This is a genomic window from Arenibacter sp. 6A1, assembly GCF_012272855.1.
GTDB lineage: Bacteria > Bacteroidota > Bacteroidia > Flavobacteriales > Flavobacteriaceae > Arenibacter.
This window is the reverse complement of record NZ_JAAXCQ010000014.1, coordinates 82141-104822: the sequence shown is the minus strand read 5'-3', so window position 1 is coordinate 104822 and position 22682 is coordinate 82141. Positions and strand designations below refer to the sequence as shown.

14 protein-coding genes are annotated in these 22682 nt (G+C 39.1%); 11 read left to right on the top strand and 3 right to left on the bottom strand.

Features of this window, described 5'->3' with window-relative positions; all coding sequences use genetic code 11:
- Window positions 1-313 precede the first annotated feature (313 nt).
- From HCG49_RS13460 to HCG49_RS13430, 7 genes are all read left to right on the top strand, one after another.
- Window positions 314-3052, top strand: coding sequence for a PSD1 and planctomycete cytochrome C domain-containing protein (locus HCG49_RS13460; RefSeq protein ID WP_317167499.1), 2739 nt, complete (start codon window positions 314-316; stop codon window positions 3050-3052).
- Window positions 3053-3054: 2 nt separating this feature from the next.
- The gene (locus HCG49_RS13455; protein WP_168470057.1) at window positions 3055-4563 is read left to right on the top strand and encodes a DUF1501 domain-containing protein; all 1509 of its coding nucleotides are present in this window, start codon (window positions 3055-3057) and stop codon (window positions 4561-4563) included.
- Between the two features lie 30 nt (window positions 4564-4593).
- A complete protein-coding gene (locus tag HCG49_RS13450; protein ID WP_168470056.1) occupies window positions 4594-5472 on the top strand; it encodes a sugar phosphate isomerase/epimerase family protein in 879 nt (292 codons plus the stop codon).
- 10 nt (window positions 5473-5482) lie between these two features.
- Entirely contained in the window at window positions 5483-6874 is a 1392-nt protein-coding gene (locus HCG49_RS13445; protein WP_168470055.1) for a c-type cytochrome domain-containing protein, read from the top strand.
- 186 nt (window positions 6875-7060) lie between these two features.
- Window positions 7061-10018 (top strand): glycoside hydrolase family 2 protein, encoded by a 2958-nt coding sequence (locus HCG49_RS13440; RefSeq protein WP_168470054.1) that lies wholly within the window; start codon window positions 7061-7063, stop codon window positions 10016-10018.
- Window positions 10019-10135: 117 nt separating this feature from the next.
- Complete coding sequence (locus HCG49_RS13435) at window positions 10136-11296, top strand: mandelate racemase/muconate lactonizing enzyme family protein (RefSeq protein WP_168470053.1); 1161 nt, start codon at window positions 10136-10138, stop codon at window positions 11294-11296.
- An 8-nt stretch (window positions 11297-11304) separates the two neighbouring features.
- The gene (locus HCG49_RS13430; protein WP_205764400.1) at window positions 11305-12090 is read left to right on the top strand and encodes an SDR family NAD(P)-dependent oxidoreductase; all 786 of its coding nucleotides are present in this window, start codon (window positions 11305-11307) and stop codon (window positions 12088-12090) included.
- A gap of 313 nt (window positions 12091-12403) precedes the next feature.
- On the opposite strand, the gene HCG49_RS13425 is transcribed toward HCG49_RS13430, so the two are convergent.
- Window positions 12404-14065: a RagB/SusD family nutrient uptake outer membrane protein gene (locus tag HCG49_RS13425; protein ID WP_168470052.1), complete on the bottom strand. Its 1662-nt coding sequence runs from the start codon at window positions 14063-14065 to the stop codon at window positions 12404-12406.
- A gap of 13 nt (window positions 14066-14078) precedes the next feature.
- Window positions 14079-17135, bottom strand: coding sequence for a SusC/RagA family TonB-linked outer membrane protein (locus HCG49_RS13420; protein WP_168470051.1), 3057 nt, complete (start codon window positions 17133-17135; stop codon window positions 14079-14081).
- Window positions 17136-17258: 123 nt separating this feature from the next.
- On the opposite strand from HCG49_RS13420, the gene HCG49_RS13415 reads away from it, so the two are divergent.
- The 4 genes from HCG49_RS13415 to HCG49_RS13400 all read left to right on the top strand — a co-directional run bounded on the left by HCG49_RS13415 (window position 17259) and on the right by HCG49_RS13400 (window position 21830).
- Window positions 17259-18119: an AraC family transcriptional regulator gene (locus tag HCG49_RS13415; protein ID WP_168470050.1), complete on the top strand. Its 861-nt coding sequence runs from the start codon at window positions 17259-17261 to the stop codon at window positions 18117-18119.
- A gap of 404 nt (window positions 18120-18523) precedes the next feature.
- Window positions 18524-19891 carry a sulfatase gene (locus tag HCG49_RS13410; protein ID WP_168470049.1) on the top strand — a complete coding sequence of 456 codons (1368 nt, stop codon included), beginning with the start codon at window positions 18524-18526 and terminating at the stop codon, window positions 19889-19891.
- A gap of 90 nt (window positions 19892-19981) precedes the next feature.
- Window positions 19982-20911 (top strand): endonuclease/exonuclease/phosphatase family protein, encoded by a 930-nt coding sequence (locus HCG49_RS13405; RefSeq protein ID WP_168470048.1) that lies wholly within the window; start codon window positions 19982-19984, stop codon window positions 20909-20911.
- 4 nt (window positions 20912-20915) lie between these two features.
- The gene (locus HCG49_RS13400; protein ID WP_168470047.1) at window positions 20916-21830 is read left to right on the top strand and encodes a metallophosphoesterase; all 915 of its coding nucleotides are present in this window, start codon (window positions 20916-20918) and stop codon (window positions 21828-21830) included.
- Window positions 21831-21980: 150 nt separating this feature from the next.
- Here HCG49_RS13400 and HCG49_RS13395 read toward each other — a convergent pair whose 3' ends face one another.
- Window positions 21981-22301 (bottom strand): hypothetical protein, encoded by a 321-nt coding sequence (locus HCG49_RS13395; protein ID WP_168470046.1) that lies wholly within the window; start codon window positions 22299-22301, stop codon window positions 21981-21983.
- Window positions 22302-22682 lie beyond the last annotated feature (381 nt).

Genomic DNA, 22682 nt, shown 5'->3' with positions numbered 1-22682 from the left:
GATTCTGTACTTTAAAAATACCAAGGTACATACAAAGACAAACCTTCTTTCTTAAATGTTCATTTTTAAGTTGCGTCTTACAAATAAATGCAAATATAGAGGAGTTTTTTGTTAATATATTGCCATGTTTCTATGGCTGCTATAATTAATTTGCAATAGTAAAGTTAACCGTGCTTTTTAAACTAAAAAATATATAATAAATTGATTCTTAAAAAATTACAGATTTCCCATCATCAATATTAACAACTAAATACCAACACATTAGCACTTTACAGAACTAATCTAAAAAGCTTAACCATTAAAATTTAAAAGAGTGAACAAAAAATATTTAATCGCCTTGTTTGTTGCCGTAATGTTAGGTCTTGTTTTTGTTATATGGAGCAAGTTAAAGCCAGCATCAACGATCGATTTCAGTACCGATATAAAGCCAATTCTGAATAAGAACTGTATTGCGTGTCATGGAGGGGTAAAAAAAAGTGGTGGTTTTAGCCTTTTATTTGAGAGCGAGGCTTTAGCCGACACCGAGTCGGGGGGGCCTGCCATTATTCCGGGAAATGCCGCTAAAAGTTCCTTCATACAACTTTTAAAAGAAGAGGATCCTGAATTGCGAATGCCCTATCAGAAGCCAAAATTATCGGAAGAAGAAATAGCACTTTTGACCAAATGGGTAGATGAAGGAGCAAAATGGGGCAAACATTGGGCGTATAGCCTACCAGAAAAGGTAGCCGTCCCTGAAACTACCCAATCGGCCGGTATTTCTTCTAGTGGTACTGATGGATTTATACAAAACAACATCGATAATTTTATCCTAAAGACGCTCGAAAACAACGATTTAGAACCAAGTCAACCGGCAGCCCAAAATATCATCGCCAGAAGACTTGCTATGGATTTAATAGGGCTTCCTGCCGACAATACCCTTTTCGAAAATTTTACCACAGGAAAAATTTCGTATGAAAATATGGTCGACGACCTTTTGTCTCGAGATTCATATGGTGAAAAATGGGCCAGTTGGTGGTTAGATCAAGCCCGTTATGCAGATACCAAGGGCTATGAAAAAGATATGGGACGATCGATGTGGGAATATCGGGATTGGGTGATAAAAGCCTTCAATAAGGACATGCCCTATGATCAATTTACTATTGAACAACTAGCGGGAGACCTTTTGCCCGACCCTTCAGTAGATCAATTGATAGCTACGGCTTTCCATAGAAATACGATGAACAACGACGAAGGCGGTACCGATGACGAGGAATTTAGAGTTGCCGCTGTTATTGATAGGGTGAATACCACTTTTGAAGTATGGCAGAGCACTACTATTGGTTGTGTACAATGTCATAGCCATACCTATGATCCTTTTAAACATAAGGAGTATTATAACTTGATGGCCTTTTTTAACAATACTAGGGATGAAGATACTACAGAGGATGAACCCAACCTTAAGTTTTACAATCCGGACCAGAAATCAAAAGTGAGTAAAATATACGAATGGATTTTAAACAATGAAAACAAGGAAGTTGCTGCTGCTTATAAAAATTTCCTTACCTATTCAGAGCCTGTGTACCATGGTCATTTAGCAAAAAATTATACCAACGGAAATTTAGCAGATACCAAATGGATTGCTTTGCGCGATAATGGTTCTTGTTACATTAACGATGTGTATACCCAGGGTGCCAACTACATATATTTAAAACTTTATTCCGGTATAGATGCTACTAAAGTAACCATTAGAAAGGATAATGCTGAAGGAGAAATCCTTGCACAGTTTACCACCAATAAAACCCAAGGAAGGGTTGTTCAAAAGTTTCCATTTAAGAAAACTAAGGAAAAGCTAAACTTATACATAGAGGCAGAAAACAACCGTATTTCCCCAACAACACCCACGAGTTATATATCATGGATAGCTTTTCTTCCAGAAATTAAAGCCACTGAGAATCCAGAATATTCCCAAATTAACGAAGATTTCATGCAATTGGTGAACAGCTCTACGCCTACCTTGCCTATAATGGTGGAAAACCTAGATCATCAAAAAAGAACTACACAATTCTTTGAAAAAGGCAGCTGGCTTATGAAAACCGATACAGTAGCCCCATCTACCCCTCAGGTGCTAAACGATTGGAAGGCCGAGTGGCCAAAAAACAGGTTAGGTTTTTCCCAATGGCTAGTAAGCAAGGAGAATCCGCTTACCGCCCGCACCTTGGTAAACAGGGTATGGCATCAACTTTTTGGAAGAGGCATTGTTGCCTCCTTGGAAGACATGGGCTCTCAGTCCGACGCACCTTCCCACCCAGAATTATTGGATTGGCTGGCCCTTAGATTTATGAACGAGCATCAATGGAGTATAAAAGCCTTGGTAAAGGAAATTGTTATGTCGGGCACCTATAGGCAGCGATCTGTAAACAGTGCTGACCTTTACAACAAGGATCCAGAAAACAAATTATACGCTCGAGGTCCAAGGACAAGGCTGTCTGCAGAACAAATAAGAGACCAGGCCTTGGCGGTTTCGGGACTCTTGAGTGAAAAAATGTACGGACCAAGTGTAATGCCTCCCCAACCCGATGGAATTTGGCAAACCGTTTACAACGGTGGTCAATGGATAGAAAGCAAAGGGGAAGACAAATACCGAAGAGCTTTGTATACGTACTTAAAGCGTACCAGCCCCTACCCTTCATTGATTACTTTTGATGCTAATAGCCGCGAGGTTTCTACCGTTAGAAGAACAGTCACCAATACTCCTTTACAGGCATTAGTGACCCTTAATGATCCGGTATTTCTGGAAACTGCGTTTAATTTGGCTAAATATATGGCTAAGGCCAATAATCCTGATAAAAGCATTTCTACTGGGTATTCCAAAGCCGTTTTAAGAGCTATTGAAAAAGATAAAATGACAGCCCTAAAAGAATTATACCATAGCTCCCTTAAGGAATTTGAACAGCGCCCGGAGACCATAAGAGAGTTTATTCCCTTTGAGGCTAAAGCAACCCCTAATATAGCAGCATTGACCGTGGTGGCCAATGCCATAATGAACCTAGATGAGTTTTTAACAAAATCGTAGCAATGAACAATATAGACCGACTCATAAAAGAAAAGATAGAAAGAGAGTTACAGGCCAACACCAGAAGGCATTTTATAAAGAATTGTGTCACAGGAATGGGCGGATTAGCTTTGGGATCTTTTTTCATGTCATGTAATTCCTTTGGCAGTAAAAATGGAAATGGAAAAATAGCGCTCACCGAAAGGGATGTCAACCCTTTAGCCTCTTTAGCTCCTCCGTTTCCTGCTAAGGTAAAATCTGTAATCTACCTTCACATGGCCGGAGCACCATCGCAATTGGAGATGTTCGACTATAAGCCTGCCCTTCAAAAACTAGACGGACAGCTTACCCCACAATCGATGTTGGAAGGGAAAAAATTTGCATTTATCAGGGGAACGCCTAAATTGTTGGGTCCTCAGGCCGAATTTAAACAAGAAGGAGAATCCGGAAACTGGGTGTCTAATTTTTTACCACATTTTTCTAAGGTAGTAGACGAAGTTGCCTTTTTAAAAGCGGTGAATACCGACCAATTTAACCACGGTCCTGCCCAGTTGTTCATGCAAACTGGGAGTCCAAGGTTAGGAAGACCGAGTATAGGGTCTTGGGTAACCTATGGCCTTGGTTCTGAAAACCAAAACCTGCCAGGTTTTGTGGTATTGACCTCTGGAGGAAAAACACCGGATGCAGGAAAAAGTGTTTGGGGAAGCGGTTTCCTTCCCTCGGTGTACCAAGGGGTACAATGTCGTTCTAAGGGCGATCCGGTGCTATATATAGAAGACCCTAAAGGAATTTCCCGAGACCTTAAAAAAAACACCATTGATGCCATTAACAAAATTAATAAAGAAGAGTTCAACAAATATTCCGATCCCGAAATCCTAGCTAGGATCAACCAATACGAAATGGCCTATAGAATGCAGACAGCCGTTCCGGAAATAATGAACATCAATAACGAACCCGAACATATAAAAGAGATGTACGGGGTACAACCAGGAAAAGAATCCTTTGCCAACAATTGTTTATTGGCTAGAAAACTTGTGGAAGACGGTGTGCGTTTTGTACAATTGTATGATTGGGGCTGGGATAGCCACGGAACCGACCACGGAACTGCTGTGGACTTAGGCCTAAGAAATAAATGTACAGAAATAGACCGCCCTATGTCTGCCCTGCTTTTAGACCTTAAACAAAGAGGGCTGTTAGACGAAACCCTTGTGGTCTGGGGAGGTGAGTTTGGACGAACACCGATGCAGGAAAACAGGGAAGGCCAGGAAATGGCTTATAAAGGCAGGGATCACCACGGCGACGCCTTTACTATGTGGATGGCCGGAGGTGGTATTAAAAAAGGAGCCAGCCATGGAGTGACCGATGAAATTGGCTATTCGGCCTTGGAAGGAAAAGTCTCGGTCCATGATGTCCATGCCACCATTTTACATTTACTTGGGTTTAACCATGAGCAGTTTACCTTCGATTTCCAAGGTAGACCTTTCCGCCTGACCGATGTAGAGGGACATGTTATAAATGAAATATTAGCTTAAAAATCGATTTATATAATTTAAACCAATTCAATGCGATCACTAACTACCATTATAATCTTTTTATTCGGAACCATTTTCCTTTCCCACAGCCAAGAAAAAGTGCTGTTTTTTCAAACGGACTGGGGGAATGCACTCTCCATGGACAAATTTTGCGAACGAACCAAGGCATCAGGATATGATGGCATCGAAATTTGGTTTCCCTGGGATGCCAAAAAGCAGGTAGCGTTAAAAACAGCCCTTAAGAAGCATGGATTATTGGTGAGTTTTCTTCACGGCACTAATAAGGGCCTGCCCTTTGAGGCAAGCTTGGAGCAATATAAAAAAGGCTTACAAACCCTCATGGAATGGAAACCCGTCTTCGTCAATTGCCATACTGGTAGCGATTTTTTTACCGAATCACAAAACGCAGCGTTTATCGAAGCGGCAAATGCTATTAGTGCCACTCATAAAATCCCTGTATACCATGAAACCCACAGAGGTAGGTTTAGTTACTCTCTTCCAGAAACATCCAAATACCTGTCTTCCATTCCAGAATTAAAATTAACCTTGGATATCAGCCATTGGATGGCAGTGCATGAATCCTTACTTCAAGGAAAAGATGAGCTACTAAAACCCGTAATTAACAAATCGCACCATATACATGCACGGGTAGGACACCCTCAAGGGCCACAGGTCAACGACCCCAAAGCTCCGGAATGGGCCAATGCCCTAAAGCGCCATGTAGATATATGGGAGCAAATCATTAGAAAAGGTTGGAAAGAACACCAAGGAGTTTTCACCGTTACGACAGAGTTTGGCCCTGCGGATTATATGCCCACACTTCCCTACACCAGGACTCCGCTATCGGACCAGTGGGAAGCAAATGTTTTTATGATGAAGGTTATTAAGGAACGTCTAAACTTGAATTAATAAATATTTCATGGAAGTTATCCAACAACTCATAGGCCGCTTACACCCAGTAGTAGTCCATTTGCCCATAGGATTTATAATTACCGGGTTATTACTACAATGGTATGACCGAAAGGAAAAACAGCTGACAAACATAATTGCCCTGGTTTTTCTATGGGGGTTTATCGCCGCTATTATTGCCTGTATCAGCGGTTATTGTCTGTATTTGGGAGAAGGGTATGCTTTTGATACGGTAGCCTTACATTTATGGTCTGGCGTATTTACGGCACTATTTTCCCTTTTAATGTTCCTGCGATTAAAGGAAGTCTTCGAAAAGAACTTTCTTAAACGTTTACCTATTGTCATGTTGTCGTTTTCATTATTGTTTTTGATTTCTATAACCGGCCACCTTGGGGGCAATATTACCCATGGTTCGGATTACCTGACAGAACCTCTTCCCCAAAATATCAAATCATTTTTAGGAATACGCGTCGAAACGTATGAAATGCCTGTACTACAAGAAGACAATTGGGAGGAGGCTTTTCTATATGAAGATGTGGTACAACCTATATTGAACAATAAATGTGTGAGCTGTCATAACCCTAAAAAAGATAAGGGCGAACTACAGCTAGATGGAGAAAATGGAATCCTGACGGGCGGAGAGAACGGCGCCGTACTAAAACCTAACGATCCCGATAACAGTTCTTTGTATACAAGGTTGGTACTTCCCTTGGATCATGAGGACCACATGCCCCCAAAAGACAAGACCCAACTCACCAAGGAAGAAATAAAAATTATAAAAACTTGGATAGCCAATAACAACAACTTTGACAAAAAAATTGGGGAGCTAGGCTTGCAAAGAGAATTGTTTGCCGCTTTTTTTCCTAAAACCAATAAAAGTCTTTATCCAAAGGCAAGGGTGGCCGAAGCGTCCAAGGACAGTATTGTTGCTCTTAAAAACAAAGGGCTTCATATAGAACCTATCAGTATGGATAATAATTTCCTAAAGGTTTCCTGCACCAACAGTCCACTATTTGGAGACGAGGATATTAAGTCCCTGGCCCCTGTCATAAAACAGACGGTTTATCTAGATCTTGGCGATACAAAAATTACGGACGATGTATTTGAGGTTATATCCCAATTTCCTAATCTGACGGTTCTAAAACTGGATAATACGGATATAACCGGAAAAGGCATTGAGAAGTTAAAGGGCCTAGAACATTTAACCATCTTAAACTTAACCGATACTGGTTTTAAAGAAGAATATCTTTCGGTCTTGTCTAGCGTTAAACAATTAAAGACCATTTATTTGTACAACACCCCGTTGGCAGAAACCAATGTAGACAAAATAATAGAAGGCACACATTATAATTTTGGAAATTACAAGCTACCAATAATGGCAACAGACACTATTGTCTATTAATACCATAGCAGTCTAGGTTACACTGAATTATAATATGTATTCGCTACGAAAATGCGGTTTATTTTTGTAGCGAATATTCTTTTAAATCATAAAGAAAAACGCAACTAATTCAACTTCAAAACCATTGAAATTGATTATATATTTTGTATTAGTTCTCTTTTTTAATAATAACACTTTAAACAAAGTATGAAAACCAATAAAGGCTACCTCAATCTAAGAAAACATAACATACGGTTTTTTTCATATATCCTTTTACTTTTGCTTACCACAAACGTAAATTCCCAAGCATATCCGCATCCTATTCTGCAAGAAACCAATCTTGAAATCCCAAGACTATCTCCCATTCCTACAGCAGTGCAAAACATAAAAAAACCTGTTATTTCCTTAAATGGGACATGGCAGGTTGCTCTTAACAATAATACACCAATCCCCATAGAAGTTCCTGGGGAATTGGTCATGCAGGGGCACGAATTAAATATAGGGGAAACGGCCTATTATCAAAGAAACATAGAAATTCCCAAGGAATGGCAGCACAAACGGATTTTCATAAAATTTGACGCTGTTAGTTCTTATGCACATGTAAAATTAAACGGAATACCTATTGTTGAACACGAAGGCAGTTTTGTTCCTTTTGAAGCCGAGATAACCAATCAAATAAAAGCGGGCAACAATTTAATAGAAGTAGCCGTAAGGGCAAATACAATCAGTGATGTTTTGGGTTGTACATCACAATATGCCGCCCATACCGTAGCGGGAATATTACGAAAGGTACGTTTGTTTGTTTTGCCAGAATCGAATATTGCGGATATAACCATTACCACTACTTTTGATAAGAAGTTTCAGAATGCCAAACTGCAAATTGAAACTAAAATAGACCTCTTAAATACTGATATTTCAGATTTGCAGCTTCGATATACCCTTATAGACGCCAAGGGCAAACAAAAGTTACACAAAAGACTTGCTTTAGAAAGCACCAGTAAAGACCATAAAAATTATATTATTTCCGATGAGATTTTTAACATAAACAACCCTAATCATTGGAACCCCGAAAACCCATATTTGTATCAATTACAAACCGAATTGGTCAAAAACGAGGAGATTTTACAAAAAAACGTTCAAAATATAGGGTTTAGACAAATCGACATTAAGAAAGGGGAAGTTTTCGTAAATGGACATCCAATAAAACTTCATGGGGTAAACCGTCATGCGGTTCACCCGCTTACTGGTCGGTCCTTGACACCGGAATTTGAACGATTGGACGCCAAACTTTTTAAGGAAGCAAACTGTAACTATATCCGGACCTCGCACTATCCTCCTTCGGAAGAATTCTTGGAGGCCGCAGATCGTTTGGGACTCTTTGTAGAAAGCGAAGCATCCTTAACTTGGATACAACACCATGCCTCTCCTATATGGGGGCATTGGAATTACCAGAACGAGAAATTTTTACCCTATATGTTAATGGCCAACATTGAGAATATCCAGGCAAACAAAAAACACCCTTCTATTATCCTTTGGTCACTTGCCAACGAATCTCGTTGGAGCCCTTTATGGGACAAGGTAAAACAATTCGTTAAATTCATGGACCCTTCTAGACCCAATGCTTTTCATGATCAATGCTGGGGCGGATTCAATAATGCCGGAAGTACTGCAGACATAGCCAACTACCACTATCCCGGCATCAATGGTCCGGCAGCTACAGATACCATGTCCAGACCTACTTTGTTTGGCGAGTATGCACATTTGTCTACCTATAATCGCAGAGAGCTGTTGACCGACCCAGGAGTACGTGATGCTTATAACCAACCTTTGGTTGCTTTTTACGATTCTATATATGTGCATCAAAATAATTTAGGTGGTGCTATTTGGAGTGGTATAGATGATACTTTTCATTTGCCCAATGGAAAAATAGTTGGATATGGCCCCTGGGGACCATTAGATGGATGGAGACGCCCAAAACCCGAATATTTTGGTGTTAAGAAAGCATATTCTCCTGTAAAAATTCTAAACAAAAACCTTAGTGGCAAAAAAATTCAATTACAAGTAGAGAACCGCTATGATTTTACTTCTTTACAGGATATAACAATCATTGCTGAAATAAACGGTAAAGAATATGAGATAAAAAGTAATATCCCTCCTAGAAAACAAGGGATAATAACCATTCCTTCGAAAACAAAGATCAATACTCTTAAAATGACATTTTATGACCCTCTAGGGTTTATTGCCGAGGAGGAGTATTATGATTTTACGGAAAAGGTTTTAATAGAAAACTCCAAAACCAAAGCTCTTTCCTATGAAGAAAATCAAGATTCTTATCATATCCTTCAAGGTGACATTCGGTATCGGGTTAGCAAATTAACGGGCGCTATCAAATCTATTGTAAATGATGGTCAGACCATTATAAAAGAAGGCCCTTTATTTTCGGTTGTACCTATGAATAGCGAAGACGGTGGAAAAAACAATATTGCAGGAGAGACCTATCAACGAAACATCTCCCCTCTTCAAAATTTCCCATGGTTTATGAAATATGCAACCAATATAGAGATCAAAAAATCTCAAGAGGCAATTAAAATGATCATTGACGTAACTTTTAAGGAAGGAAAGGGAGTTATGGAGTATACCTTTGACACCAATGGATACTTCAATGCCCGCTATACTATCTCTGAAATATCAAAACAGGAATCTCCTTATCAATATGGTTTAGTACTGATTTTACCTAAATCTTTTGATCGCTTGGCTTGGAAAAGGAAGGGAGATTTCACCCTTTACCCCGATGATCATATAGGAAGAAATGAAGGATCAGCTAAATTAAATGCCGTTTCCACCAAGGGTGTAGCGCCATGGCGAATAAAACCATTACATTCTTGGAAGGATGATGCCAATGAATTAGGCAGCAATGATTTTCGATCAACAAAGCGAAATATTCTCTATGCCTCACTTTCCAATGAAAAAGGAAGCAAGATTACGGTGCTTTCAAAGGGAGATCAATCTTCTAGAACCTGGTTGCAAGAAGAGCATATTCATTGGCTTATTTCGGATTACTCCAATAAGGGTTCGGAGCCATTTTACGGAACGCCACATAGTGAAGGAAGGGTGTCTATAAAAGATAAAGTATTAACTGGCGAAATTACCCTTATTTTTGATTAACTTATGTATTGCACAAAACAATTCTTTTAAAACCAATAGTAATGAATTGAGATCGTATCCGTAGGAAACTATTACCATTTTCAACTTAAAATAGACCAACACCTAACCAAAAAAAAAGTGAAAATAATCGACGTTAAAGTATGGCTAGTAGAAGGTGTAAAATACAATTGGACCTTCCTTAAAATTTATACCGATGAAGGCCTAACAGGAGTTGGCGAAGCTACCAATTGGCCGGGAAGCCAAATTGTAGAAGCGGCAGCGAAAGAACTTGGCAATCGAATTATAGGCCTAGATCCTATGAAAATAGATTTTATATGGACAAAGCTTTACCGAGATCTGAATTGGGTAGGGCCTTTTGGCGCCAGTATGTGTGCCATTTCGGGTATCGATATGGCGTTATTGGATTTAAAAAGCAAAGCTCTCGGAGTTCCGATGTACGACTTGTTGGGAGGGGCTTTTAGAACTGACATAAAACTTTATGCTAATTATTGGTTTACCCAAGGAGAACACAATACCAATGATTATGTTTCACAAGCAAAAGAAGTTAAGGCTGCTGGATTTACCGGATTAAAATTTGATCCGTTTGCCCATACTAATTATTTTTACGGCGAAGATCTAGACACTAATCTATCCTTGTCCAAGTCTGATCAGAACAAAGCATTTGAAATGAGTAAGGCCGTCAGGGAGGCCGTAGGGAAGGATATGGATATTATGATAGAAACCCATGCGATGCTAAATTTTAACATAGCAGTAAGCATGGCTAATAGAATGGCAGCACTAGATATCACTTGGTATGAAGAACCAGCGGGTCCGGAAAATACCAATACACTAAAAGCCTTTCGTGATAGGATAGATTCAAATGTTTCTATTTGTGTAGGGGAACGACACTATACGCGATACGGGATACGACCTATTTTAGAAAAACATATTTGCGACTATATTATGCCAGATATTACTCGTTGCGGAGGTCCCTCAGAAATGAAAAGAATGGCTAGCATGGCCGAAGTCTATAATGTCTTAATAGCACCACATAATCCTAATGGTCCCTTATCAACGCTGGCTTCTGGACATGTGTGTGCTACTATTCCCAATTTCTTTAGGCAGGAATTTATTTTTAAAGATGTTCCTTGGCGCGATTCGATAATATCCCATCCATTGGATATTGAAAACGGTTATTTAAAACTAAGTAACAGGCCTGGTTTAGGAGTAGATTTGATAGAGGAAGAAATGGAAAAACATCCGGGTATACGAGAAAACAAAGAAGGATTTTATATTTAAAACAAATTATGCTTTCAATTGACTTAAAAGGAAAAACAGCCTTGATTACAGGGGTGACAAGTGGTATCGGATTTGGAATAGCCAAAATATTTGCAAGGGCAGGCTGCACTATCACGGGCTGTGCTAATTTTAAAGAAAACACTGAAGATGCCAAGAATTTCTCTGAAATGCTGGTAATGGAAGGGGCTAAGGGACACTACAGTTATTGCGATGTAACAAATATCAACCAAATGACAGCAACTGTTGAAGCTACCGTAAAAAAATATGGAGGCATTGATATTTTGATTTCCAATGCAGGGACTAATGTTTTTGAAGGGGCTGATCATTGTAGCGAAAAACAATGGGATTTTAATACCGATTTAAACCTGAAATCGCATTGGCAATTAAGCCTTCTTTGTAAACCATGGTTAGAGAAAAGCAAAAACGGCGTTATTCTCATAATGACTTCTAACCATAGTGAAGCTACCATTCCAGGATGTTTCCCTTATAATGTTACCAAAACTGCTTTAAAAGGGCTGGTTCAATCCCTTGCTATCGAATGGGGCCCTAAAATCCGAACTATTGGCATTGCTCCTGGATTTATCGATACTGAAGGAAATCAAAAATGGTTCGACAGCTTTCCAGACCCAACAGCGGAACGAAGCCGAACCATATCTTTACACCCTGTAAAAAAACTAGGTACCACAGAAGATATCGGTACTTTCTGTGCTTTTTTAGCCTCCGATATGGCATGTTTCATCTCCGGGACCACTTACCTAATAGATGGGGGCCGATCTGCTCTATTGCAGGACTAATTGATTTGGTATCTAGGAAAAACACTAAGATCTAGCTGATACCGCCAGAGGTCTATAGATGTGGCATCCTACACCTTCCTAATTATTTACTGCCCACTAAAACCGTACTTTCTATTGTTTCTAAGCCAACACCACAATTAGCTATTAATCGGAGATCTTGATGCACCGCACTCATATCCTGTCGACTGATTATTCTAATTTATTAAAATAGGCCAATCTAAGAGCATTTGTAAAAAAAATGATTGTCCAAAAAAACAACACCTCTAGACATATTGCCTAAAGGTGCTGAAAACTAAACCAATATAAAAAAAACTTACCAATTAGGATTTTGCTCCAATTTTGGATTAACCTCTATCGCTTGCTCAGGAATAGGGAACAAATAATCCCTAGGCTCATTAAACCTCATTTCACCTCCAAAGGCATCTACTCTTTTGTGCACTAAAGATCCGTCCGGTTCTTCTTCGATACGCATTCCTTGCTTAAATTGATTGAATACTTCCCCGCCAATTCTCCACCGAATAATATCCCAATATCGTTTACCCCCTTCGAAGGCCAATTCTACTCTTCGTTCATTACGGATTTTTTCTCTCATTTCGGTCTGGCTCAAACCACTTAATGGCATTAGGCCTCCTCTTTCCCTTAAGCGGTTAACGGCTTCGTAAACCGTCCCGTCGGGGCCGGATAATTCATTTTTTGCCTCGGCATACATCAATAAAATTTCTGCATATCTGTAAATAATGGCATTTGTAGTTCCAACACTTTTCCCGTAAAAAGTAGTTTCGCTTGGAATTACATCCGGATCCAAGTATTTTTTAAAATAATAGCCAGTGAGGGTTCCTTGATGGGTATGGTTTTCATCAAAGGAGTTGCTAAAGGTACCTTGTTGTACTGCTGGATCGAACCTAGTGAAAATTTTTCCACCTCTCCAATCCGAATTATCGTATAAGATTGAAGCATAAAACCTATTATCCCTTCCAGTATAGGGGTCATCGGCATGTGCAGGATCATCTCCCTCGGAACCATCCTTAAATTCATAGGCATCCACTAACTGTTGGGTTGGCAATAAATGCCCCCATCCAGCGGCGACCCCGGTAAGCGGGTCAACTCTTGGGCTTAAAAACACTTCTGCATCATGAGCTCTGGACTCATTAAATTCAATGTCAAAAATAACTTCTTCATTGTCTTCCGTTTTTGGTCTAAATAAGGATTCATAATCTTCTGCGATACCGTACCCCAGAGCAAAAATATCTTGACAGGTTTGAACGCAATCGCCCCATCGTTCCGAAAATAATTCGGCATCTGCCTTAAGCGCTAGGGCAGCACCTTTACTTGCTCTAGTTGAACCGTCATTTGACCAAAACTCCGGAAGTAATTGGGCCGCGTCCATACAGTCCTTTACAACAAAGTCGATCGTTTCTTGATAACTACTACGAGGAAAGGCTATGTCTTCTCCTGAGGTTCTGCTTAATACTTTATCTATTAAGGGGACACCTCCAAAGGATTTCGCTAGATTAAAATAAAAGAAGGCTCTTAAAAATTTTGCCTGCCCTATAAGATGATTTTTCTCTTCTTCTGAATAAGTCCCTTCGGGAGCTTCTAGAACCCCATTAATCAAAAGATTGGTTCTTCTAATATTACCATAACTATTGGTCCAGGTACCATTGCCTACCGGCGCATTGGAAGTACTATAATCTCTTCGAGCAATGGCGTTTTTGGAGGTAACCCAACCAAAAGTCGTCATACTATCATCGGACCAATTGGACTGTGGATCGTATCCAAACCAAAAATCGCCTCCAATTCGGCCATATATTCCATTGAGAAAAATATTTGTATTGTTATAGGAAGAGAAAACGGCCTCTGAAGTTACGGAAGCTGTCGGTTGCGTTTCCACAAATTCCTCACTACAACCGGTAAATGTCAGTAAAAGCAAGCTTACTACCGGTAAAAACAGATTTAATATTTTATTTCTTTTCATTGTCTTTTATATTTTAAAATTTCACATCAACACCTACAGTAAGTGTTTTTTGCTGCCAATACCCCGTATAATTATTTGGATTCTCTGGATCTACATCTGTTTTCAGATTCGTAAAAGTCAACAAGTTTTGACCAGACAAATAAAACCTAACATTGTTAATTCTTGGTATTTCCTTTAACGAATACGCTAAGGTTAAGGTTTTTAACCTTAAATAATTCCCGCTTCTTATCCAATGTGATGACCCCCAATAGTTATAACCTGCTGGATTAGAAGTTAACCTAGGATATTCTGCATTTGGATTTTCAGGTGTCCAGTAATCCAAATGGTTCTTAAAGGCCACTCCGTTGGATTGTTCAAAAGGCTGTGCTCCCCAACCGCTTAAATAGGTATCGGCACCTAAGGAACCTTGCCAGAAGGTAGTCAAAGAAAAATCTTTGTAATTGGCTCCTAAATTAAACCCGTACGTCACTTTTGGAAAGGCAGAATTCCCTATAACTACATTATCCTTATCGTTAATTTCCCCATCTTCATTTCTATCCCAATACTTTACATCTCCCGGTTGAAGGTTTCCAAGATTTACGGCGTATGGTGTTGCTGCAATTTCTTCTTCATTTTGAAAGTACCCCAAGGATTTTAATCCGAAGCGAGTCCCTAATGCCTTCCCTGTCCTACTTCTTTCCGGGTCATTTAAAGTGGCATCGTTTTCTGCAATTTCCAATATTTTATTTTTGGCATAGGTAAAATTAAAACCTGCATCAATCTTAAAGTCATTAGAAAACCCATGGTAATAGTGCAATGAAAAGTCGAGTCCTTTATTTTCCATGACACCATTATTTTCTTCCCCAATACCAATACCAAATTCATTGGGTACTACTACATTGGCTGCGATAAGCATGTCGGACCTTTTTTCATAGAAAGCATCAAATTCTATCCCTAAATCTGAGTTGAACAAGTCCATTTCGACCCCTAAATCGTATTTAGTAGCTTTCTCCCATGTGATGTTCGGGTTTGGATCTAACGATTCATAGACCCCAGAAACTGTACCGCTATCAAACGCATAAACATTATTACTAACAATAAACTGGCTCAAATACTGAAATGCTCCCCCTCTTGCAAGGTTTCCTGATTTACCCCAAGACCCTCTTAATTTTAGGTTATTGATTGTTTGACTAGCAAAAAAATCTTCATCGCTAATTCTCCAAGCCCCCGAAAAACTAGGAAAGAAAGAAAAGCGTTTTCCAGGCGCAAAGAAATAGTGTCCATCATACCTACCTCCTATTTCTAGAATATATTTTTTCGCATAATCGTAGGTGGCCCGATAAGCGTAGCCTACTTGTCTTTGACTTTGGGAGAAACCACTGGCACTTAAATCGTCTGGATTAGAATTACCACTTGTAGAAATTTCATCTAAGTCCAAATTAAAATTGGTACGTGTCACGGACAATGTCTTATTAAAAATATTCGGATCATTGGTACCATCCCTAGGTTCAAAAACGGTAATAGCATCTATACTGTGTTTTCCCCAGGAATTATTGTAAGCAGCTATGAGTTGTCCGGTCAATTGTCGAGATCCTCCATAAAATTCGGTCAATGAAGGAGCCTGAATGTTTCCTGTAAAGCCCGAAAGGCTATTATCGTTGTTCAATTGATAAAAGGTGTAAGGGGTTTTCCACGTTTTATTGGTAACATCTCTCTTATCTATCGCTAAATTAGCTTTAATCGTTAAACCAGGAATTTCTTTAATCTTCTGTTCCAACCGAATAGTAAAGGCATAACGGTAATCGTTACTCTTAAAATAACCACTATGGTTGATATCCAAATATGGATTTCTCTCGAAGTAGCCTGCCGGGGTATTTTTATCATTATTGTAAAAAATAGGATTTGTAGAATTCAACCTCCAGAATCCAAAAATGATCTGTCCAGCACCTATGGAAGGGGTTTCTACATCTCTTAAGGAAGCAGATACGTCTATCCCAAATTTAGTAGACTCAGACAATTGGTAGTCGATATTGGAGCTTAAGTTATAGCGCTGAAAATTAGTCGCATCTCCCCAAACTCCTTCTTGGGTCAGGTATCCAAGAGAGCCAAAATATTTAAATTTATCATCTCCACCGGTTACTGTTAGGCCATGAGAAGCCATTGGTGCCGAATCTATCAATTGATCCATAACATCCTCATTAGGATAACGGTTTACATCTGTACCGTCCTGAAATTTGTTCAAATCCTCTTCTGAAAACGGTACATTTGTTGGATCACCGCCATCGTTTACAAAAGCAATATTTTTTAAACTTGCCCATTCGAACGAACTAAGCTGTTCAGGAAGGTTGGTTGGCGTTTGAAACCCATAACTTGAATGTAAGGAGATCTCAGCTTTACCTTCCATCCCTCTTTTGGTTGTTATCAAAACAACCCCATTAGCCCCCTTTAATCCGTATGGAGCGACAGAGGCGGCATCTTTAAGAACCGTAACTGTTTGAATATCTCTAGGATTAATACTGGTGATACTCCTTTCGATACCGTCTACGATTACTAAGGCATCAGAATTTCCAGTAGTACCTATACCTCGGACCTTAAATGTAGTTTCATCGAACCCTGGTTCCCCACTGCTTTGGGTTGTCAGCAATCCAGATAACCTACCACCTAGGGTATTTGCTACGGAAGCAACTGGAGCATCAACAAGTTCATCTCCCTTTACCGAGGATACCGAAGCTGTCAATGTTGTTTTCTTTTGAGTTCCGTAACCAAGAACCACCACTTCATCCAGCGCTTGGGAGCTTTCCTCCAAAACTACTGTTATGTTTTTTTGGTTCTTCACCGCTATCTCCTTGGTACTAAAACCAAGATAGCTAAAAACCAGTACGTCACTTGAACTGGCGTCAATAGAAAATTTCCCGTCAAAATCTGACACCACCCCTTTTGCAGTGCCTTTTATAACAATGCTAACCCCTGGTAAGGGCATGTCATCACCTGACGATAATATTATTCCCGTGACGGTACTATTTTGTGCGTTTCCCGAGTACCACACCAGCAATAGGAGCGGCATCATAAAATAGGTAATCATTTTCTTCATACTAAGTTTTTTAATTTTGTTGGTTATTTAAAAAATGCAATTTACAGGCATCTAGGGCATGGATGTTTTATTATATTAACAAATACATTCTCTATATTTGCTTAAACCGACCATTTTAAAACCATGAAAGCAAATTTTCACAAACTCAATTACCCCATTGAACAAGCCTTCCATATTAGAAAAGATGTAAGGGAGTATTTTGACGACCACTGGCATTTCCATGATATGATAGAGCTAGTTTATATTCAACATGGTCAAGGAGGAAGATACATAGGAGATTCCATAGACGCCTTTTCCGATGGGGAAGTCGTCTTGGTCGGGGCTCATTTGCCCCATGTTTGGAAAAGCAACTTTTTTGAAGACCAATTGCCGCTACAAAAAAAGTGTGTGTCCATTGTCATACAATTTCCAGAAGATTTTTTAGGCATCAACTTTATGTCGTTACCAGAGGCAAAACACATTAAATTCCTATTCAAAAGAGCTGAAAGAGGGATTGTTTTTATGGACAATGACCGAAAAGTTTTAGCAAAAAAAATAACTTCTTTATTAAAGCTTGAAGGAATGGAGCGCTTAATCAAGTTTATTGATATTTTAAATTATGCCGCGAAATCTATAAACTACCAGTTATTAGCGAGTCCTTTATTTGTAGATACAATCACTGACAGTGACAATAAAATCAACAAGGTTTTTGAATATATTATGGATAATTTTACTGAAGACATCCAATTGACAACGGCCGCCTCCTTAATCGGAATGAATAAAACCTCTTTTTGTCGTTATTTTAAAAAGAGAACTAAAAAAACCTTTTCTTCCTTTTTAAATGAAGTCCGTATAGGGCATGCCTGTAAACTTATATCACAAGATCGAATTCCAATCACGGAATCTGCTTATTTAAGTGGGTACAATAGCCCTTCCTATTTCTACAAGCAATTTAAGGAGATCACTGGTGTATCGCCAACGGAATATCAAGCCAAATTAATATAAGAGATGACTTGTAGCGTTCTTATGAAGATTGAAACTTAAAAGACATAGATTTAACTAAAAACCATCACCTTTTGTGCCCCCTCCTTTTTTAGAACACTTCTGAAATCAATAAAATTCCTATCCCCTCAATTCGTCTGTTCCAAACACAGGTCTTATCATCGATGATCAGCTCCTTTTTTCCATAAATAAACCGGTGGGGTTAAGTGTTCCTAATGGGCGTTAAAAAACCTTATCCAAATCCCTGAGTGTTCGTCTTAATAACTATGGAATATGCCTGAAATCTGAATTAGTTCGATTTATTTGCTCTTTAATAGAATTTCCATTGATGAAAGTGGGCATTAATCTCTCTTTCCTTTTTATATTGTTCTCAAAGGTGCTTGTAACCTTGTTAATATTTTACACCTATGGATAGAAATTTTTTAATATCATTGATTCTTATTCTACTTTTATTTTCGTGTCAAAGCAAGTCAGATAAAAAAGAAAAGGACACTAAAGCTACCCAGCCCAATGTTATTGTAATTTTTACTGACGACCAAGGGTATGCCGATCTGAGCTGTTATGGTGCTACGGCCTATCAGACACCTCATATTGATGAACTGGCTTCAGAGGGAATTCGTTTTACAGATTTTTATGTCCCGGCCACGGTATGCACCCCTTCTCGTGCCGCACTACTCACGGGAAGCTACCCCAAACGAGTGGGACTGCATAAGTCGGTCCTTCGTCCATTCTCCGATACTGGCCTATCGCCAAATGAATATACTATGGCCGAAATGCTAAAAGATGCGGGATATCAAACAGCTTGTGTGGGCAAATGGCATTTAGGGCACCAACCCGTGTTTATGCCCAATCGCCAGGGTTTCGATTATTTCTATGGTGTTCCCTATTCCAATGACATGGACGCTTTTTTATACAGAGAGATTAACTTCCAATCCCCACCCCTGCCGTTGTATGAAAATGAAAAACAAATTGAATCGGGACCAGAGCAACGTTACCTGACAAAGCGTTTTACGGATGCCACTATAAAATACATAAAAGACCATAAGGACGCTCCATTCTTTGTGTACCTAGCACACATAATGCCCCATATCCCATTGCATGTTTCCGAAGATTTTGAAGGCAAAACGTCCTACGGACTTTATGGGGATGTGATTTCTGAACTGGACTGGAACGTAGGCAGAATAGTTTCCTTTTTAAAAGAAGAAGGGCTTTTTGAGAACACCATTATCGTGTACACCTCTGATAACGGTCCACATCGGGCTATCAATGAAGGGGCTGCCCTACCCCTTCGTGGCTGGAAGACGCAAACCTGGGAAGGAGGCCAACGTGTGCCCGGAATTATTACTTGGCCAGCGCAAATTCCATCAAAAACAGTTTCAAATGAACTGGTTACCACCATGGATCTGATGCCTACCTTGGCAGCACTAACAGGAGGAAAACTACCGCTTGACACAACTATAGATGGTAGGAATCTTGAACATTTCCTTAAGAATCCCACAACTGGACTTCAAGAATATCCATTGTTTTATTATGCCACCAATGGCGTTGTAGAAGCTGTACGCTTGGGAAAATGGAAATTGCACATTGCCAAGAGTATCGGATTTGACAGGAATAAAAACTTTCCTATTTCATTGTACGATCTGAAAAACGATATAGAAGAACAAGAGAATGTGGCCGCCCAGTACCCGGAAGTAGTAAACAAATTGAACGAACTTATCATAAATTTTGACGAACAACTAACGGAAGAAGCTAGAACAGTAGGGCGAATCGAATAAAAAAACAAATGTAACATACCACTAAGAAGGTGGTATTCCAATATAATTTTATAGATTTCGAAATATCTAAAAACCGAATTGATCAAAAAAATGAAGAACACAATAAGAACTGTCATCATCGCGACCATTATCGCTCTTCAGTCCCTAGCGGTATCTGGACAAAATAAAGTACATGATTTAAAGATAATCACCTATAATATTTGGAACGGATATGATTGGGGGAAAGATCAAGATAGAAGAGAGAAAGTGCAACAATGGCTCAAAAGTCAAGCACCCTCCGTAGTAGCGTTACAAGAGCTATGTGAATATACCCCAGAAAAGCTAAAAGAAGATGCTGAGGCATGGGGCCATGACTATTCGGTATTATTGAAAACAACGGGCTATTCGGTAGGGTTAACCTCTAAATATCCTATTGAAATAAAAGAAAGAATAATGGAAGGAATGCATCATGGAGCGCTACACGGCAAAACCAACGGTATAGATTTTCTGGTTGTACATCTAAATCCCTCAAGTACAAAAGTAAGAAGGAATGAGGCTCAAATCCTCTCTAAAAAACTGGAAACAATTTCTAAATCTAATTCAGACTATATTGTGTTGGGAGATTTTAATGCCCACTCCCCTTTCGATGCCGATCTGTACGATCCTAATGGGTACTTTTTAAATCGATTACGAAAATCCAATGTAGGAAAGGGTCTGGATGGAAACTTAGCCCATGAACAGTTGGATTATGCAGTAATGTCAAAATTTATTTCCCTGCCCTTATATGATGTAATTCCGAAATTTACAAACGAAATGAAGAATAGAGGCTCCTTCCCAGGAAGGGTCTTAGCTGAAATAAATAAAGAATCCATGGAACAGTTAGTTTCTCGATTAGAACGGATAGATTATATCATGGTTTCATCAAGCTTAGCCGCTAAATGTACTTCTGCAAAGGTGCATAATGGTGAAGACAATTGGTATTTGTCCGATCATTATCCTGTTAGTGCCAGTTTTAAGATTGAAAATCAATCAAATAAATAACCTTATGGAAATACGGAAACTCCTAGTGGTATTATTAATTGGGCAGTTAACTTTTTTTACCAATTATGGTCAACAAAATCAAGATAAAATGTTCCAAACGGACAAGTACCTGTTTTCAATTGGCGTAATTGCTGATTGCCAATATTGTAATATAGAGGGCACAGGTGTACGAAAATATTCTAGTTCTAAAGAGAAATTAGAGCTTTGTGTTACGCATTTTAACACCCTAGATCTAACTTATACAATACATTTGGGCGATTTTATAGATCGTGACTGGGAAAATTTTGATGTAGTAACTCCCATTTACAATAAACTGCTAGCCCCTCGCTATCATGTTCTTGGGAATCATGATTTTTCCGTATCCGATGATAAAAAGGCAAAGGTACCCTCAAAATTGGGCATGCCCGCAGCATATTACGACTTTGAAGTAAAAGGATGGCGTTTTATAGTACTCAATGGCAACGATATCAGTTTCCATGCCCATGCCAAAGGTTCTCGAGAATATAATTTTGCAACCACCTATTACTCACAAAATAAAATTAGCTCCCCTAAATGGAACGGGGCCATTGGAGAAAAACAGATGAACTGGTTAAAGACCATACTCGAAAAAGCGTCTAAAGAAGATGAGAAGGTAATACTCTATTGTCATTTTCCTGTATATCCAGAAAATATTCACAATCTGTGGAATGCTCATGAGGTTATAGCTTTACTTGAGAAATACCCTGTTGTAAAGGCCTATATAAATGGACATAACCACGAAGGAAATTACGGAATTAAAAATGGCATTCACTACTTAACTTTTAAGGGAATGGTAGATACTGAGGAAACCTCCTATGGGGTGTTAAAATTATTTACAGACCATCTGGAAGTAAAAGGATATGGTAGAGAAGGCGACAAAATACTACAATACAAGCCCTAAAAAGATTAAAATACTATCCTTTTCATTTTAATAACTAATGGTGAAACTTGCTGCCCCTCCATAAACGGTATGGATTGAAAACATTAAAACTGTTCATTTCTTGCTGTGGCATATGCCTTCGCCCCAGTAATTTTTCCGTAAATTGATATTTTATTTTTGGCACTGATCTTCCCCAAGGTGCCTACACTTACATTCCTTTGATGTGTGGCATTTAGTTCCGCATTTGGGACAATCCGTTTCCTCGTAAAAATCACGCTGCGTATAGCCAGCAAAATCGTATTCTTTTATATTCTCTAAGTACTCCTGATTGTAGTGAATAAATTCATTATCGATGTTTAGGCGAAACCTGCTTTTAAAATACTGGCTAACGGCTAGGGATTTTAATACGAAAAAGGCAGGAAGCACATAATTACGGAGACCTAAATTGGTGTTATTTACGGTGGTCGTTGCCAAAGCATTATGCTGATTCACCCACCAAAATTCTGTCTACACCCCATATCCCAGAACCTTTTTTAGCTATCTAGATTTAAATATGCCACGGAGAACAAGAGGTTGTTTTCGGTGTATGAATACGATGTGCCTTCCCTAGATAACTAAAAGTTATAACCTCAATTATTTATTCATAACACCTTTTATTTCAAGCACTCACATACATCTATTTAATCCTATTATAGAAGATAAATACTAAGTATTCTAGATTCAAAGGCAGCAAATAATGGGACTTATCATCTTCTTCTAAAACCTCATTCCACCTATAAGTAAGCTGTTTGAACTTACTAGATTCCACTTTCACCATAAAAGTAAGACGGCCTGCGGCATAGGCATATCCTAGACTACCTTTACAGTGCTAGT

Bases quoted from the DNA above. Each gene is read 5' to 3' on its own strand.
- HCG49_RS13440 (WP_168470054.1), top strand. From the start codon at position 7,061: ATGAAAACCAATAAAGGCTACCTCAATCTAAGAAAACATAACATACGG.
- HCG49_RS13455 (WP_168470057.1), top strand. From the start codon at position 3,055: ATGAACAATATAGACCGACTCATAAAAGAAAAGATAGAAAGAGAGTTA.
- HCG49_RS13400 (WP_168470047.1), top strand. From the start codon at position 20,916: ATGGAAATACGGAAACTCCTAGTGGTATTATTAATTGGGCAGTTAACT.
- HCG49_RS13420 (WP_168470051.1), bottom strand. From the start codon at position 17,135: ATGAAGAAAATGATTACCTATTTTATGATGCCGCTCCTATTGCTGGTG.
- HCG49_RS13445 (WP_168470055.1), top strand. From the start codon at position 5,483: ATGGAAGTTATCCAACAACTCATAGGCCGCTTACACCCAGTAGTAGTC.
- HCG49_RS13410 (WP_168470049.1), top strand. From the start codon at position 18,524: ATGGATAGAAATTTTTTAATATCATTGATTCTTATTCTACTTTTATTT.
- HCG49_RS13450 (WP_168470056.1), top strand. From the start codon at position 4,594: ATGCGATCACTAACTACCATTATAATCTTTTTATTCGGAACCATTTTC.
- HCG49_RS13425 (WP_168470052.1), bottom strand. From the start codon at position 14,065: ATGAAAAGAAATAAAATATTAAATCTGTTTTTACCGGTAGTAAGCTTG.
- HCG49_RS13405 (WP_168470048.1), top strand. From the start codon at position 19,982: ATGAAGAACACAATAAGAACTGTCATCATCGCGACCATTATCGCTCTT.
- HCG49_RS13415 (WP_168470050.1), top strand. From the start codon at position 17,259: ATGAAAGCAAATTTTCACAAACTCAATTACCCCATTGAACAAGCCTTC.
- HCG49_RS13430 (WP_205764400.1), top strand. From the start codon at position 11,305: ATGCTTTCAATTGACTTAAAAGGAAAAACAGCCTTGATTACAGGGGTG.